Here is a 14120-nt window from a genome sequence, read left to right on the forward strand (position 1 = left end):
ACAATTATAAATTTATAACTTACCGTTTATTAGCAATTTGTCTCTTTGCTTCGCCAATGACAAACGCAACAGAATTTGCGATATTAAAACTTCTAATAAGCGGTGACATAGGTATTGTCAAATGGTTGGGGAACTCGTTTAAAACAGCTTCGCTCAAACCCTTACTTTCTTTCCCAAAAACCAACCAGTCACCATCCTGAAAATCATTTTCTAAATACGATTTTTCGGCATGGGAACTCATCAGGAAAACTCGGGACAAATCAGGAATTTGTGCTTTCCATTCGGCTACATTTTGATATTCAGTAACATCAAGATGCACCCAATAATCCAACCCGGAACGTTTTAGGTTTTTATCATTAATGACAAATCCAAAAGGATGAATTAAGTGTAAACGGCTTTCGGTACCCACGCACAATCGGCCAATATTTCCGGTATTATTTGGGATTTCAGGTTCTACTAAAACGATGTTTAACATTTCTTTTTGGTTAATCGGTTATTTGTTTATTCGGTTATTTGAAACTCTTCAACTTCCAAAACTTCTCCAGCCTGTAAATTATTCAGATGTACGTTTCCTATTCGAACACGAACCAATCGTAACGTTGGAAAACCAACAGCGGCAGTCATTTTCCGGACTTGGCGAAACTTCCCTTCATTCACCGTTATCGAAGCCCAAGAAGTAGGACCATGACGTTCATCACGTATCTTTTTTCCTCTTGTGCCAAAAGCAGGAATTTCGTTTATCAAGAATGCTTTGCACCGTTTAGTGATGTATTTAGTCCCATTGAAACCTATTTCGACCCCTTTTTGCAATTGCTCAATGGCATCTTGATGAATAATCCCATCGACTTGGACATAATATTCCTTGTCCACTTTTTTACTTCGAATGATTTCGCTCATCATCCCATCCGTGGTCAACAGCAATAATCCTTCGGAATCTTCGTCAAGACGCCCTATTGCCATCGTTCCTTTGGGAAAATCATGCAATTCGCCCAGCAGTTTCTTTTTTCTTTTTAATTCGTAAATAAACTGACTCAGATACCCGTAAGGCTTATGAATGATGAAATGAGAATGAGACATTTTAGTGTATTAGTTGTGTGTGCAAAGATAGTTTTGTTTTCGCTGGATTTAAAATAGTGTCGCCATACATTTATTGGTGTAAACCAAAAGCTATGTTAAATGATTGAATTTCTTACTATAAAAGGCGTAATATTATAGAAGTTAAGAGTATTAACTTTAAAATTAAAGAGTATGGAAAGCAATGATTTGGGTTCAAAAAAAACAAATAATAAACAAAATATAAACGAAGGATTTAGTGGTCAGAATCTAGCCCAAAATACGAATCCTGAAGTATCACATTTGAAATCAGAAGTAGAAACTGATGCACATGGAAATCAAAAAATTGTTCAAAGAGCACGTAATATTGATGGAACTTTAGAACAAAATGAGGATAGCACTCCTAAAAATTTAAGTTCTGATACCGCAAATGTTTCTGAAGAACAAGCTAAAAAAATGGTAGAAAATAAAGATCATAACTCGGACATCATTCCAAACCGATATCCTAATGAGCATCCTGATAATAAGGAAGACAGAGGGAATATTAAACTGGATGAATAACAATTGATTTTGTTTAGAAAGGCCAATACGAATCTAATTCCTATTGGCCTTTTTTATTTTCTATTCTAAATTGCTACTACTTATTTTCCCAATCCCAATTAGTAAAGTTCCAAAAAAAAGAAAAGCCATACCATAAAAAAACTGTTAAGCGGACCTTATTTTTTCAACTTTTAAAACTGTAAAAACTTGAGATAGTATTTTGATTTCCGAAAGGAAACGAGGAAACTTTTGTTTATTTTTACAAACTTACAAAAAGAAATTCTATGTCAAATATGCTTCCGTTTTTATTGATTTTCATCGTTGCTTTCGCTATTGGTATTTTCATTGGCAAACTTATTTTCTCTGCCCGATTCCAATCGGAAAAAATTAGTTTAGAAGAAAAATTAATTGCATTTTCCTCCCAATTCAATCAACTAAAAGAGCAGATTATTGTTGACAAAACAACTTTTGAAAAGCAATTAGAAAACGCCAATGCTGAGAAAGAAAGCATTCGAAGCGAAAAAGACAGTTTAGCCATTCAGCTTTCTAAGAAAGAAGTTGATTTTGAGAATCTTTGGGAACGCAACAAAGAGCAAAAAGAAGAAGTCGAGAAACTGCAAGAAAAATTCACCAAGGAATTTGAGAATCTCGCTAACAAAATATTAGAAGAAAAGTCCACTAAATTTACAGAACAGAACAAGGAAAACATGAAGAATATCTTGACACCTTTGCAGGATAAAATTCATTTGTTCGAAAAGAAAGTCGAAGACACCCACAAAGAAAGCATTGATTATCATGCGGCTTTACGCCAACAGATTCTAGGCTTACGGGAAATGAATATCCAAATGAGCAAGGAAACACTCAACCTGACGAAAGCCTTGAAAGGCGACAGTAAAATGCAAGGAAATTGGGGTGAATTGGTTTTGGAACGCGTTCTTGAAAAATCAGGATTAGAGAAAGGCCGTGAATATGAAGTCCAACAAGCGTTCACTACCGAAGATGGAAATCGCGTTTTCCCTGACGTTGTGATAAATCTGCCTGACGGCAAAAAGATGATTGTCGATTCTAAAGTTTCTTTGACCGCTTATGAAAAATACATCAATGAGGAAGATGACGATGTAAAAGTTGGATTTTTAAAAGAACACGTTAACTCCATCAAACGCCACGTAGAGCAATTGGGCAATAAAAACTATCAGGATTTATATCAAATTGAAAGCCCTGATTTTGTATTGTTATTTATTCCTATCGAGCCTGCTTTTGCTATGGCGCTTAATGAGGATACAACTTTATACAACAAAGCATTCGAGAAAAACATTGTCATAGTTACGCCAGCCACTTTATTAGCTACTTTGCGAACTATTGACAGCATGTGGACCAACCAAAAGCAACAGGAAAACGCTTTGGAAATTGCGCGTCAGGCTGGTGCTTTGTATGACAAATTCGAAGGTTTTGTAGCTGATTTAATCAAAATTGGAAAGAAAATAGACGAAAGTAAAATAGAATACAGTGGGGCCATGAACAAACTCGTAGAAGGAAAAGGAAACCTGATTGTCAGTGTGGAAAAATTGAAAAAAATGGGAGCCAAAGCGAAAAAAGCACTTCCGGAAAGCATATTGAACAGAGCAGAAAAAGACGAAAATCAATTATTAAACTAAATAAAATGAAACGAATTTTAGGAATTATTTTAGGAATCGGCACACTGGTCTTGATTTGTTATTTTGTATTTCTCTATTACGTTCCTTATAGTGAAGGCATTCGCTCTGGTGAACTCATAAAATTGAGTCATAAAGGAATGGCGATAAAAACATGGGAAGGCGAATTGAGTCAGGGAATTTCCGGAGCTCAGATTTTTAGTTTTTCTGTTTTGGACAATGACAAAAAAGTGATTGAAGATTTGAAAGGGCTTCAAGGAAATTATGTAAAATTAACTTATGTCGAAAGATACCGAACATTTGCTTGGTGGGGAGAAACAAGATATTTTGTTACATCCGTTCAAAAAGAAACTTCCCCTTTTAATCAAAAATAATTTTTATGAACACTACTTTTAAAACTGTTGCTTCGTCAAATATCAGTATTTCAGAATTGATGCTTCCGTCGCACACCAATTTTAGCGGAAAGATTCATGGTGGTTATATTTTGTCTCTTTTAGATCAAATTGCATTTGCTTGTGCTTCAAAATTTTCAGGAAATTATTGTGTGACAGCATCAGTGGACACGGTAAATTTCCTTAAACCAATCGAAGTTGGTGAACTGGTTACGATGAAAGCCTGTGTGAATTATGTGGGTAACAGTTCTATGATTATAGGCATTCGTGTAGAAGCCGAGAATATTCAAACAGGAAAAATAAAACATTGTAATTCTTCTTATTTTACAATGGTTGCCAAAGACAAGGAAGGCAAAAGTGTGCTGGTTCCCGGTTTAATCTTATCCAACCTTAATGAAGTACGCCGTTTTTGCAATTGCATCAAACAAATAGCCTTAAAAAAGGAAAAAGACCTACATGAAGAAGAGTTTGATTATAGTTCTCCTGAATCGCTGGCAAGCCTTAAAAAGTACAATGTACAATTAGAGTTACACTAATCCATCCAAAATGATTTTTTTAACTAAAATCAAGATTTTAAGATATAAAAACCCAAAAGTTAATTGCACCTTCTGATTTACACAAACTGCTAAATAAGCTTATATTAATGCAATTATTTATCATTAATCGTAAACTTATTTCCCTAAAATTTCGTAACTTTAAGTAGTTTAATTCATAAAAAGCGATGAAAAAAATTACGCTCCTTTTCCTGATTTTTATAGCTACTACTGCTGTTGCACAAGAAAAAATGACGACAGATAAAGGAATCATTAATTTTGAGGCTTCAGTTCCTTTCTTTGAAGAAGTAAAAGCAATAAATAAAAAAGCATCCTGTGTTTTGCTTACCAAAACAGGGGAAATAACTTGTTTAGCTATCATCAAAAATTTTCAATTTGAAAGAAGTTTAATGGAGGAACATTTTAATAAAAATTACATGCAGAGTCATCGATTTCCTAAAGCCATTTTCAAAGGCAGAATTGAGAAATTTGATTTGAAAAATATTGGCTCAAATGCAACTGAATATCAAATTACAGGAAAAATAACCATGCGTGGAAAATCAAAAAAAATCATTGTTACCGGTATAATCAAAAAAGGAACTCAAGGAATCGAATTAAGTACTAATTTCCCTTTAAATACTGATGATTTCAAAATCGAAATTCCTTTTATTGTGCGCAGTAAAGTATCTAAAAATGTGAATACTCAGCTTTATTGTGTTTTACAATAAAGCTATTTAGTTAAACAATTCCTAAGAACCTCCTCCAAGTTTTTGTATTTAAATTGGAATCCTAATTTTTCCAGTTTTTCTGATGATACTCTTCTTCCAGTTAATACAATTTTAGACATTTCACCCATTACAAATTTTAACACAAATTCGGGAACATTGGGCAACCAAATCGAGTAACCGAAAACTCGCGCCAATGTTTTAGAAAAAATTGCATTGTTTGTATTATCATTAATGGCTGCATTATAAGGTCCATTCATTTCATCATTTACAACAGCCTCAAGATATACATTACACAAATCATCGACATGTATCCACGGCATGTATTGCTTTCCTGATCCTAATACTGAACCCAATCGATATTTAAATATAGGAATCAGTTTCTTTAAAAAACCATCATTTTTTCCTAATACTAATCCAGTTCGGATTTTTACCGTACGAATATGCAGGTTTTCAATAAAATCTATTGCATTTTCCCATTTTTGACACGTAGCACCCAGAAAGTCATGAGCCAAAGGTATTTCTTCAGTACAGATTTCTTCTCCATTCACAGCGCCATAAATCCCAACTGCCGAAGCTGAAATAAAGGCATCCAATTTTTTATTGTTTTTCTTCAAAACAGAATAAATCAATTGCGTTGACTTTTCTCTACTGTCAATAATAGCTAATTTGCGTTTAGCAGTCCATCTTTTTTCAGCGATATTTTCACCCGCTAAATGGATTATGTAATCCGCATTTAGTACTGCCGCTTCATCAATTGTTTGATTGGAAACGTCCCATTTAAAATAAGAAATATCGGTTGTGTTTTTTTTATCACTTCGACTCAATATAGAAACTGAGAATCCTTTCTCAATTAATAAATCAGTTAAGTGTTTACCGATAAATCCTGAACCTCCGCTTATTAATATATTTTTTTTCATAACAAAACAAATCTAGTCATTTTGAGCCATATAAACATTAACATTAATTTTTGTTTAACATTATTAGATTTTAGTTAAACATTCATTACCTTTATACTCTAATTTGAAATACATCAAAAATGGCTACTAAAAAATCAACAATAACAAGAGAGAAAATAGTTTCTATGTATATGAATTATACATTGGAAAATAATGACAAACCGAAATCCGTTTATAATTTCACTAAACTGAATAACTTTTCAGAAGCTGAATTTTACAACTTTTTTGGAACCATGGAAAGTGTAGAGAAAGAAATCTTCAAAATGTTTCTAGAAAAAACGGTCGAATTACTTCAAAAGGATCAAGACTATGAAACCTATGATATGAAAAGTAAAATGCTGAGTTTTTACTTTACTTTCTTTGAATTATTAGCTGCGAACAGAAGTTATGTGACCATGAGTTTGAAACAGCACCACAATGAATTGAAAAATTTAATGCTGTTATCCAGTTTGAGAAGCAGTTTCAAAAACTATGTCGCAGGAATCATTTCAGATGAATACCGAATCAAGCAGGAAAAATTTCAAAACTTTCAGGAAAAAGCAATTCAAGAAACTTCTTGGATACAACTTTTATTGACTTTGAAATTTTGGTTGGAGGACTCCTCTCCTGCTTTTGAGAAAACAGACTTATATATTGAGAAGTCAATAAAAGCCACATTTGAATTGATGAACATCACTCCGCTAGATAGCTTAATAGACTTTGGGAAATTTATTTTCAAAGAAAAAATACACAACAAATAATGAAAACCATAGACTATATCCCTACGTCAAAAATTGAAAGAGCAACCAAACTGGTGCAAACTGGAGCAAAAGTTGGTGTAAATTATCTCAAATATTATGGAGAAAAAATGGTCAATTCTGATTTGACTCGCGACAAACTCAACGAAGATAACGCAGAAGACATCTACGACGGACTGAAAAGCTTGAAAGGAAGCGCGCTCAAAGTAGCGCAAATGCTAAGTATGGACAAAAGCTTTTTGCCGCAGGCTTATGTGGAAAAATTTTCACTTTCACAGTTTTCTGTTCCGCCACTTTCGGCTCCATTAGTACTGAAAACGTTCAAGACGAATTTTGGAAAAACACCGTATGAAATTTTTGACGAGTTCAATGCGAATTCCGTTAATGCTGCAAGTATCGGGCAAGTTCATGTTGCAGTAAAAAACGGCAAAAAACTGGCGGTAAAAATTCAATATCCTGGCGTTGCCAATAGTATTTCATCTGATTTGGCTTTGGTGAAACCAATAGCGATTCGAATGTTCAACCTTCAAGGGAAAGATTCTGATAAGTATTTCAAGGAAGTCGAAGATAAATTGATTGAGGAAACCAATTATTTATTGGAATTAAAACAAAGCCAAGAAGTGGTTGAAGCCTGCAAAAAGATTGAAAATTTAGTTTTCCCAAATTACTATCCAAAATTTTCATCCGAGAAGATTATCACGATGGATTGGATGACAGGAATTCATCTTTCGGAATTTACCAATAAAAATGACAATCAAGAAATCGCGGACAAAATTGGTCAGGCCTTGTGGGATTTCTATATGTATCAGATTCATATTTTAAGGAAAGTACATGCTGATCCGCATCCGGGTAATTTCTTGGTGAACGATAAAAACCAATTAGTGGCACTGGATTTTGGTTGTATGAAACAAATCCCAAATGACTTCTATATTCCTTATTTCGAATTAATAAACAAAGAAGTGATTGATAACAAGAAGCTTTTTAGTCAAAAATTATTCGAATTAGAAATCCTTAGAGTGGATGACTCCAAAGAGGAAGTGGAATATTTCACTCAAATGTTTTACGATTTACTATCGCTGTTCACTAAACCTTTTCAAACCGAAAATTTTGATTTCTCGGACGCAGCATTTTTTGAAAGCATCGCACAGTTGGGCGAACGATTTTCAAAAGACACTAATCTTAGAAAAATGAACGGGAATAGAGGTTCCAAACATTTCATTTATATGAACAGAACCTTTTTTGGATTATACAATTTGATGTTTGATTTAAAAGCAACAATTGTTGTCCATGAATATCAAAAATACAACTAGTGAAAAAGGAAAATCTGCCTTCAAAAATGTGTTTGGTTTGCAATCGACCTTTTAGCTGGCGGAAAAAATGGGAAAAGGTTTGGGACGAAGTCAAATATTGTAGCGAAAAATGCAAAAGAAACAAAAAGGGTTAGTTTGGTTTAGAAATGATCTTAGAGTCCATGATAATGAATCTTTGACAAATGCTATTGTTGAAAATGATACTGTAATTGCGGTGTATTGTTTTGATCCAAGACATTTTGAAAACACAAGATTTGGTTTTAAGAAAACAGAAAAATTCCGAGCTAAATTCCTGATTGAATCGGTAACAGCATTGAAACAAAATCTGGAAAAATTAAATATTCCGCTTTTGGTGTATCACCAAAACCCAGAAGATTGTATTCCGGAAATTATTGCTCAAAATGGAATCAATTCTGTTTACTTCCAAGAAGAATGGACGAGTGAGGAAATGGAAGTTTTGGAGAATATAAAAGCTAAAGTTCCGGATTCAGTATCGTTCAAAGCGACTTACAATCAGTTCTTATTTCATCCTGCAACTATTCCGTTTGATATTCCATCGATTCCAAATGTTTTTACACAATTCAGAAATCAGTGTGAAAAATCAATAACCGTCAGACCTGAATTTACAGTTAAACCGCTACCAAAAGAAAATCGGATCACGAACGAAACTGTAATTCCTACAATGGAAACATTGGGATTTACTGATTTTGAAATGGATTCCAGAACAGCATTTCCTTTTCGAGGTGGTGAAAATGAAGCACTGAAACTATTGAAAAATTATTTTTGGGAAACCAAAAAACTAAGCGTTTATAAATTGACCCGCAACGGATTGATTGGAACTGATTTTAGTTCGAAATTTTCTCCTTGGTTGGCCAATGGCTCTATTTCGGCGAAAACTATTTATTGGGAGATTGTTAAATATGAGCAACAAGTCGAGAAAAATGATTCGACGTATTGGTTGATTTTTGAACTGATTTGGAGAGATTATTTTAAATACGTTTCGATGAAAAACGGGAATTTGATTTTCAAAATTGGAGGAATTTTAGATAAAAAATACGATTGGAAAAACAGTCTATCTGCCATAAACAATTGGATCAACGGCACTACTGAAGAGTCTTTTGTAAATGCCAACATGATTGAATTGCAACAAACTGGCTGGATGAGCAATCGCGGGAGACAAAATGTAGCGTCTTATTTTGCAAAGAATCTTCTTCTAGACTGGCGCATAGGAGCCGCGTATTTTGAAGCGATGCTTATTGATTACGATGTTCACAGCAATTACGGGAATTGGATGTATGTTTCAGGAGTTGGCAACGACCCAAGAGATCGAAAATTCAATATTAAATTACAAGCTGCCAATTATGACGGGCAATCAAAATTCCAGAAATTATGGCTGCAACAACAATTATTTTAAAAATTAAATGAATACAAACAAGAAACATATCAATGTGGTTTGGTTAAAAAGGGACCTTCGTTTACAGGATAACGAAGCGATTTTTAATGCCACAAAAACAGATACACCCACTTTGTTACTTTATGTATTCGAAAAATCTTTAGAAAACGATTCGCATTACAGTCCGAGACACTGGAATTTCATCAAACAATCGCTTGTAGATATCAACAAACAGCTTAAACAATCGAACACACATGTTTTAGCGGTGTCCTCAGAGGTGCTGCAAGTACTCAACACCATACAAGAAATATATAAAATAGATACGGTTTTTTCGCATCAGGAAACAGGATTAAAAATCACGTACGAAAGAGACAAAAGCTTCAAACGATTTTGCAAAAACAATCAAATTCATTGGGTTGAAAACACCAATAACGGTATTTTCAGAGCGTTAAAAAACAGAACGGATTGGGTTTCAAAATGGGAAAAATACATGAATGAACCTCAATTTATTTTTGATTCAAAAGCAGAAAATTTCCTCGATACGGTAGCAATAACCGAACTCGAAAAAGCATTGGAAAAGACAAATTTAGAAACTATTCCAGACACTGTTTTTCAAAAAGGCGGCAGTACAATGGCTGGAAAGTATTTGCAAAACTTCTTTGACGAGCGCTATCATAATTATAGTTCCCATATTTCGAAACCTTTATTGGCTCGAAGAAGTTGCAGCAGATTATCACCATACATTGCTTGGGGAAACTTATCATCCAGACAAGTCTTGCAAAAAGCGGCCACGTTCAGATTGACATGTACCCATAAAAAGCAAATTGATTCATTTATATCCAGACTGACTTGGCAGGCACATTTCATTCAAAAATTTGAAATGGAAGAGATCATGGAGTTTGAAAGTGTCAATAAAGGATTTCATTCGTTGAAAAAGAAAGTCAATGAAAATTATATTGAAGCTTGGAAAACAGGAAAAACGGGATTTCCATTAATCGATGCTTCCATGCGTTGCTTGAATGAAACCGGTTATTTGAACTTTCGAATGCGGGCGATGTTAGTGTCATTTTTTACGCATAATCTATGGCAGCCTTGGCAGGAAGCGACGCAACATTTATCACAAATGTTTCTGGATTTTGAACCCGGAATTCATTTTCCGCAGTTGCAAATGCAGGCTGGTGAAACCGGAATCAATATGTTGCGTATCTATAATCCAATAAAGAACAGTTACGAACATGATCCTGATGGTGAATTTATAAAAAAATGGGTGCCGGAATTGCGCAATTTACCACGAGGATTTGTACATGAACCCTATAAAATGACCTATTTAGACCAGAAGTTTAATGATTTTGAAGTAGGCATCAATTATCCGAAACCAATTGTAAATATGGAACGAACGAGGAAATTTGCCAGTGATTTTTTATGGAAAATGAAAAAGAATCCATTGGTAAAAGAGGAAAGTTTCCGCATATTAAAGTTACACACTATGGCTGATATTGGCGACAGTGAATAATGCTTCAATACCAATTTAAAAAACAATAGCAATTTCAATTAAAAAATATCGTGACTGTAAAAAAAGAACTTACTGATGTAGACAAAGACCGAATCATAGAAATGGCTTGGGAAGACCGAACCACTTTTGATGCGATTTTAATGCAATTTGGACTAAAAGAACAAGAAGTAATTGACTTGATGCGAATAGAAATGAAGCCTTCAAGTTTTAGAATGTGGCGTGAAAGAGTGCAAGGACGTAAAACAAAACATGAAAAATTAAGGAATTTTCGGGAAGGTCGTTTTAAATGTACGATGCAAAGACAAATTAACAACAATAAGATTTCTAAGCGTTAAAAATTAGTTTTCAGTAAACAGTAATCTGTTAAAACAACAACATATAAAAAATGAAAAACATAGTAATCATTGGTGGTAGTAAAGGTATTGGCAATGCTATTTTGTTGCAACAATTAGAAACAAACTTTGTCTACAACATTAGCCGAAACTCGCCAGATATCACACATCCCAACCTGAAACACTTTTCTGCAGATGTATTGCAGGATTCGCTTCCAGAAATAGAAACTATAGACACCTTGATTTACTGTCCGGGTTCCATCAATTTGAAACCAATAGGAAGTCTTAGTATCGATGATTTTAGAAATGATTTTGAAATTAATGTCATTGGCGCAGTAAAAGCCATTCAGAAATATTTACCTGTTTTAAAAAAGGGAACTAATCCATCGATTGTTTTGTTTAGCACCGTAGCCGCAAAATTAGGAATGCCGTTTCATGCTAGTATTGCTACTGCAAAAGCAGGAATTGAAGGATTAGTGAAATCGCTGGGAGCAGAATTGGCATCGGTAGTACGCATCAATGCCATTGCTCCCACGATTACCGAAACGTCACTTGCAGCAGGTATTTTGAGAAATGATCGAATGAAAGAAAATATGGTGGAACGCCACCCGATGAAAGGCTATTTGAAACCCGAAGAAGTAGCTAGTATGACTGGCTTCCTAATTTCGGAAAATGCAAAATCAATTTCTGGTCAAGTATTCGAGATGGATTACGGAATAGTGACTTTTAAAATCTAAAAAAATAATTAGCCATAATTAAAATTGAAAGACAGAATACCATGATAAAAGAAATGAAAAGTTACGAGAAAATTGAACAATACGACACTGAAATAACAGAATCGTTAGCTGATAATTACAGAGTAATAATTGAAAATTTAGGGGAAGACGTTAACAGAGAAGGTCTTGAAAAAACACCGGAGCGTGTGGCCAAAGCGATGCAATATTTAACTCATGGCTACGGATTAGATCCATTAGAGATACTAAAATCAGCGATGTTTACTGAAGACCATAAACAAATGATTGTGGTAAAAGACATCGAAGTATATTCCATGTGTGAACACCACATGTTACCGTTTTTTGGAAAAGCACATGTCGCTTATATTCCAAATGGTAAAATTGTAGGTTTAAGTAAAATCCCAAGAGTCGTGGATGCTTTTGCCAGAAGAATGCAAGTGCAGGAACGATTGACGGACCAGATTAAAAATTGTATTCAGGACGCTTTGAATCCACTTGGTGTAGCGGTTGTGATTGAAGCGCAACACATGTGCATGCAAATGCGAGGGATTCAAAAACAAAATTCGGTTACCACGACTTCTTCTTTTACAGGAGCTTTCGAAAAAGACAAAACCAGAAAAGAATTTATCAGTTTAGTTTCTAATAAATTGAGTTAATTTTAGATAAAGAATAGTTACACAACGATTTTCACAACTAAGAAAACGGATTAAAAGTGGCCACAAAGATGCAAAGACGCAAAGAAAAACTTGATCAATCAAAACAATAAAACTTAGTGCCTTTGCGCCTTAGCGGCAAAAAAAATACAAACCATGAAAATTCTCTTAACAGGCGCAACAGGTTATATCGGGAAACGACTTTTACCACTATTGGTAGAGCAAGGACATGATATAATCTGTTGTGTGAGAGATAAAAACCGGTTTTATTGTCCTATCGAATTTCAAAAAAATGTTACGGTAATTGAAGTCGATTTTCTCAGACAAGAAACTTTGACAGCCATTCCAGATGCTATTGATGCCGCTTATTATCTGATTCATTCCATGTCGGGAACCGCTGCTAATTTTGATGAATTAGAAAGTTTATCGGCACTTAATTTTGTACAGCGCTTGAATGAAACCGAAGCAAAACAAGTTATTTATTTAAGCGGAATCATCAATGACAAATCGCTATCGAAACATTTATCATCGAGAAAAAAAGTAGAAGAAATTTTAAATATTGGAACTTTTGCCACGACAACTTTAAGAGCCGGAATTATTGTAGGTTCTGGAAGCGCATCGTTTGAAATCATACGGGATTTAGTGAATAAACTTCCCATAATGATTACCCCAAAGTGGCTGAATACCAAATGCCAGCCGATTGCAATTCCGGATGTACTCGATTTTTTATCCAAATCATTATTAAACCCCGTTACGTACAACCAGAGTTTTGACATTGGCGGGCCGGATATTTTAACGTACAAAGAAATGCTTTTGGGTTTTGCGGAAGCCAAAAAACTAAAGCGATGGATATTTACCGTTCCCATAATGACGCCAAAATTATCCTCGTATTGGTTGTATTTTGTAACCTCAACATCGTATAGGCTCGCATCAGCACTGGTCAGCAGCATGAAAGTCGAAGTCGTTTGCAGTGATAACAGAATCAATACGCTACTGAATGTTACGCCTATGTTCTACAAACAAGCGCTTTCCCGTGCTTTGATAAAAGTAGACGAGGATAAAGTAGCTTCAAGCTGGAAAGATTCGTTGGTCAGCGGACGTTTTAGCAGTAATATGTCGGAATATTTAAAGGTTCCAAAAAAGGATTGCTACATCGACCGACGTAAAATGGAAATCATAGACCGAGATTTTACCATCAGTAGAATTTGGTCGATCGGTGGAGATACGGGTTGGTATTATGGTGATTGGTTGTGGGATTTACGCGGTTTTATTGACAAATTATACGGTGGCGTAGGTTCCAGAAGAGGGCGAACAAATCGACATGATATTCATTCTGGGGATGCTTTAGATTTTTGGCGCGTCTTGTATGCCAATAAAGAAGAGGGAAAATTAATCTTATTTGCCGAAATGAAATTACCAGGTGAAGCTTGGTTAGAATTTAAAATTATCGGAAATACTTTGTATCAAGCGGCGACTTTTAGACCAAGAGGAATTTGGGGAAAATTATACTGGTATTCCGTTTTGCCATTTCATGGATTTATTTTCGAAGGAATGTTGAAGAAATTGATTCAGTAATTTTTTTAAACATATAAGT

Annotated in this window: 17 protein-coding genes; 14 read left to right on the top strand and 3 right to left on the bottom strand. The window is 34.7% G+C overall.

Features of this window, described 5'->3' with window-relative positions:
* Positions 1-19: 19 nt before the first annotated feature.
* Together ACM55F_RS12230 and ACM55F_RS12235 are read right to left on the bottom strand one after the other, a co-directional pair.
* Entirely contained in the window at positions 20-475 is a 456-nt protein-coding gene (locus tag ACM55F_RS12230) for a tRNA (cytidine(34)-2'-O)-methyltransferase (RefSeq protein WP_416854079.1), read from the bottom strand.
* Positions 476-501: 26 nt separating this feature from the next.
* A complete protein-coding gene (locus ACM55F_RS12235; RefSeq protein ID WP_416854080.1) occupies positions 502-1077 on the bottom strand; it encodes a pseudouridine synthase in 576 nt (191 codons plus the stop codon).
* Positions 1078-1248: 171 nt separating this feature from the next.
* Here ACM55F_RS12235 and ACM55F_RS12240 point away from each other — a divergent pair, with 171 nt between their 5' ends.
* From ACM55F_RS12240 to ACM55F_RS12260, 5 genes are all read left to right on the top strand, one after another.
* Positions 1249-1614, top strand: coding sequence for a hypothetical protein (locus tag ACM55F_RS12240; RefSeq protein ID WP_416854081.1), 366 nt, complete (start codon positions 1249-1251; stop codon positions 1612-1614).
* Positions 1615-1877: 263 nt separating this feature from the next.
* Complete coding sequence (locus ACM55F_RS12245) at positions 1878-3248, top strand: DNA recombination protein RmuC (protein ID WP_416854082.1); 1371 nt, start codon at positions 1878-1880, stop codon at positions 3246-3248.
* 5 nt (positions 3249-3253) lie between these two features.
* The gene (locus ACM55F_RS12250) at positions 3254-3619 is read left to right on the top strand and encodes a 6-phosphogluconate dehydrogenase (protein WP_416854083.1); all 366 of its coding nucleotides are present in this window, start codon (positions 3254-3256) and stop codon (positions 3617-3619) included.
* A 5-nt stretch (positions 3620-3624) separates the two neighbouring features.
* Complete coding sequence (locus ACM55F_RS12255) at positions 3625-4173, top strand: acyl-CoA thioesterase (protein WP_416854084.1); 549 nt, start codon at positions 3625-3627, stop codon at positions 4171-4173.
* 185 nt (positions 4174-4358) lie between these two features.
* Positions 4359-4898 carry a YceI family protein gene (locus ACM55F_RS12260; protein WP_416854085.1) on the top strand — a complete coding sequence of 180 codons (540 nt, stop codon included), beginning with the start codon at positions 4359-4361 and terminating at the stop codon, positions 4896-4898.
* A 2-nt stretch (positions 4899-4900) separates the two neighbouring features.
* Here the strand turns inward: ACM55F_RS12260 and ACM55F_RS12265 are convergent, their stop codons facing one another.
* On the bottom strand, positions 4901-5815 hold the full coding sequence (locus ACM55F_RS12265; protein ID WP_416854086.1) for a TIGR01777 family oxidoreductase: 915 nt from the start codon (positions 5813-5815) through the stop codon (positions 4901-4903).
* A gap of 119 nt (positions 5816-5934) precedes the next feature.
* Here ACM55F_RS12265 and ACM55F_RS12270 point away from each other — a divergent pair, with 119 nt between their 5' ends.
* The 9 genes from ACM55F_RS12270 to ACM55F_RS12310 all read left to right on the top strand — a co-directional run bounded on the left by ACM55F_RS12270 (position 5935) and on the right by ACM55F_RS12310 (position 14101).
* Positions 5935-6594: a TetR family transcriptional regulator C-terminal domain-containing protein gene (locus tag ACM55F_RS12270; protein ID WP_416837478.1), complete on the top strand. Its 660-nt coding sequence runs from the start codon at positions 5935-5937 to the stop codon at positions 6592-6594.
* Complete coding sequence (locus ACM55F_RS12275) at positions 6594-7901, top strand: ABC1 kinase family protein (RefSeq protein WP_416854087.1); 1308 nt, start codon at positions 6594-6596, stop codon at positions 7899-7901. The genes ACM55F_RS12270 and ACM55F_RS12275 overlap by 1 nt, the downstream gene beginning before the upstream one ends.
* Complete coding sequence (locus ACM55F_RS12280) at positions 7901-8035, top strand: DUF2256 domain-containing protein (protein ID WP_082014130.1); 135 nt, start codon at positions 7901-7903, stop codon at positions 8033-8035. Before ACM55F_RS12275 ends, ACM55F_RS12280 begins: the two co-directional genes overlap by 1 nt.
* Positions 8011-9315 (top strand): DASH family cryptochrome, encoded by a 1305-nt coding sequence (locus tag ACM55F_RS12285; RefSeq protein WP_416854088.1) that lies wholly within the window; start codon positions 8011-8013, stop codon positions 9313-9315. The genes ACM55F_RS12280 and ACM55F_RS12285 overlap by 25 nt, the downstream gene beginning before the upstream one ends.
* Positions 9316-9322: 7 nt before the next feature.
* Positions 9323-10807: a cryptochrome/deoxyribodipyrimidine photo-lyase family protein gene (locus ACM55F_RS12290; protein WP_416854089.1), complete on the top strand. Its 1485-nt coding sequence runs from the start codon at positions 9323-9325 to the stop codon at positions 10805-10807.
* Between the two features lie 50 nt (positions 10808-10857).
* Positions 10858-11142: a TIGR03643 family protein gene (locus tag ACM55F_RS12295; protein WP_416854090.1), complete on the top strand. Its 285-nt coding sequence runs from the start codon at positions 10858-10860 to the stop codon at positions 11140-11142.
* 50 nt (positions 11143-11192) lie between these two features.
* Positions 11193-11876: an SDR family NAD(P)-dependent oxidoreductase gene (locus ACM55F_RS12300; protein WP_416854091.1), complete on the top strand. Its 684-nt coding sequence runs from the start codon at positions 11193-11195 to the stop codon at positions 11874-11876.
* Between the two features lie 41 nt (positions 11877-11917).
* A complete protein-coding gene (gene folE, locus ACM55F_RS12305; RefSeq protein ID WP_416854092.1) occupies positions 11918-12529 on the top strand; it encodes a GTP cyclohydrolase I FolE in 612 nt (203 codons plus the stop codon).
* 153 nt (positions 12530-12682) lie between these two features.
* Complete coding sequence (locus tag ACM55F_RS12310) at positions 12683-14101, top strand: SDR family oxidoreductase (RefSeq protein ID WP_416854093.1); 1419 nt, start codon at positions 12683-12685, stop codon at positions 14099-14101.
* The last annotated feature ends 19 nt before the right edge of the window (positions 14102-14120 follow it).

It is taken from the genome of Flavobacterium melibiosi (assembly GCF_048158545.1).
GTDB lineage: Bacteria > Bacteroidota > Bacteroidia > Flavobacteriales > Flavobacteriaceae > Flavobacterium > Flavobacterium melibiosi.

Excerpts from the sequence above, each read along its gene's own strand:
- ACM55F_RS12230 (WP_416854079.1), bottom strand. The coding sequence starts at position 475 with ATGTTAAACATCGTTTTAGTAGAACCTGAAATCCCAAATAATACCGGA.
- ACM55F_RS12235 (WP_416854080.1), bottom strand. The coding sequence starts at position 1,077 with ATGTCTCATTCTCATTTCATCATTCATAAGCCTTACGGGTATCTGAGT.
- ACM55F_RS12240 (WP_416854081.1), top strand. The coding sequence starts at position 1,249 with ATGGAAAGCAATGATTTGGGTTCAAAAAAAACAAATAATAAACAAAAT.
- ACM55F_RS12245 (WP_416854082.1), top strand. The coding sequence starts at position 1,878 with ATGTCAAATATGCTTCCGTTTTTATTGATTTTCATCGTTGCTTTCGCT.
- ACM55F_RS12250 (WP_416854083.1), top strand. The coding sequence starts at position 3,254 with ATGAAACGAATTTTAGGAATTATTTTAGGAATCGGCACACTGGTCTTG.
- ACM55F_RS12255 (WP_416854084.1), top strand. The coding sequence starts at position 3,625 with ATGAACACTACTTTTAAAACTGTTGCTTCGTCAAATATCAGTATTTCA.
- ACM55F_RS12260 (WP_416854085.1), top strand. The coding sequence starts at position 4,359 with ATGAAAAAAATTACGCTCCTTTTCCTGATTTTTATAGCTACTACTGCT.
- ACM55F_RS12265 (WP_416854086.1), bottom strand. The coding sequence starts at position 5,815 with ATGAAAAAAAATATATTAATAAGCGGAGGTTCAGGATTTATCGGTAAA.
- ACM55F_RS12270 (WP_416837478.1), top strand. The coding sequence starts at position 5,935 with ATGGCTACTAAAAAATCAACAATAACAAGAGAGAAAATAGTTTCTATG.
- ACM55F_RS12275 (WP_416854087.1), top strand. The coding sequence starts at position 6,594 with ATGAAAACCATAGACTATATCCCTACGTCAAAAATTGAAAGAGCAACC.
- ACM55F_RS12285 (WP_416854088.1), top strand. The coding sequence starts at position 8,011 with ATGCAAAAGAAACAAAAAGGGTTAGTTTGGTTTAGAAATGATCTTAGA.
- ACM55F_RS12290 (WP_416854089.1), top strand. The coding sequence starts at position 9,323 with ATGAATACAAACAAGAAACATATCAATGTGGTTTGGTTAAAAAGGGAC.
- ACM55F_RS12300 (WP_416854091.1), top strand. The coding sequence starts at position 11,193 with ATGAAAAACATAGTAATCATTGGTGGTAGTAAAGGTATTGGCAATGCT.
- folE (WP_416854092.1), top strand. The coding sequence starts at position 11,918 with ATGATAAAAGAAATGAAAAGTTACGAGAAAATTGAACAATACGACACT.
- ACM55F_RS12310 (WP_416854093.1), top strand. The coding sequence starts at position 12,683 with ATGAAAATTCTCTTAACAGGCGCAACAGGTTATATCGGGAAACGACTT.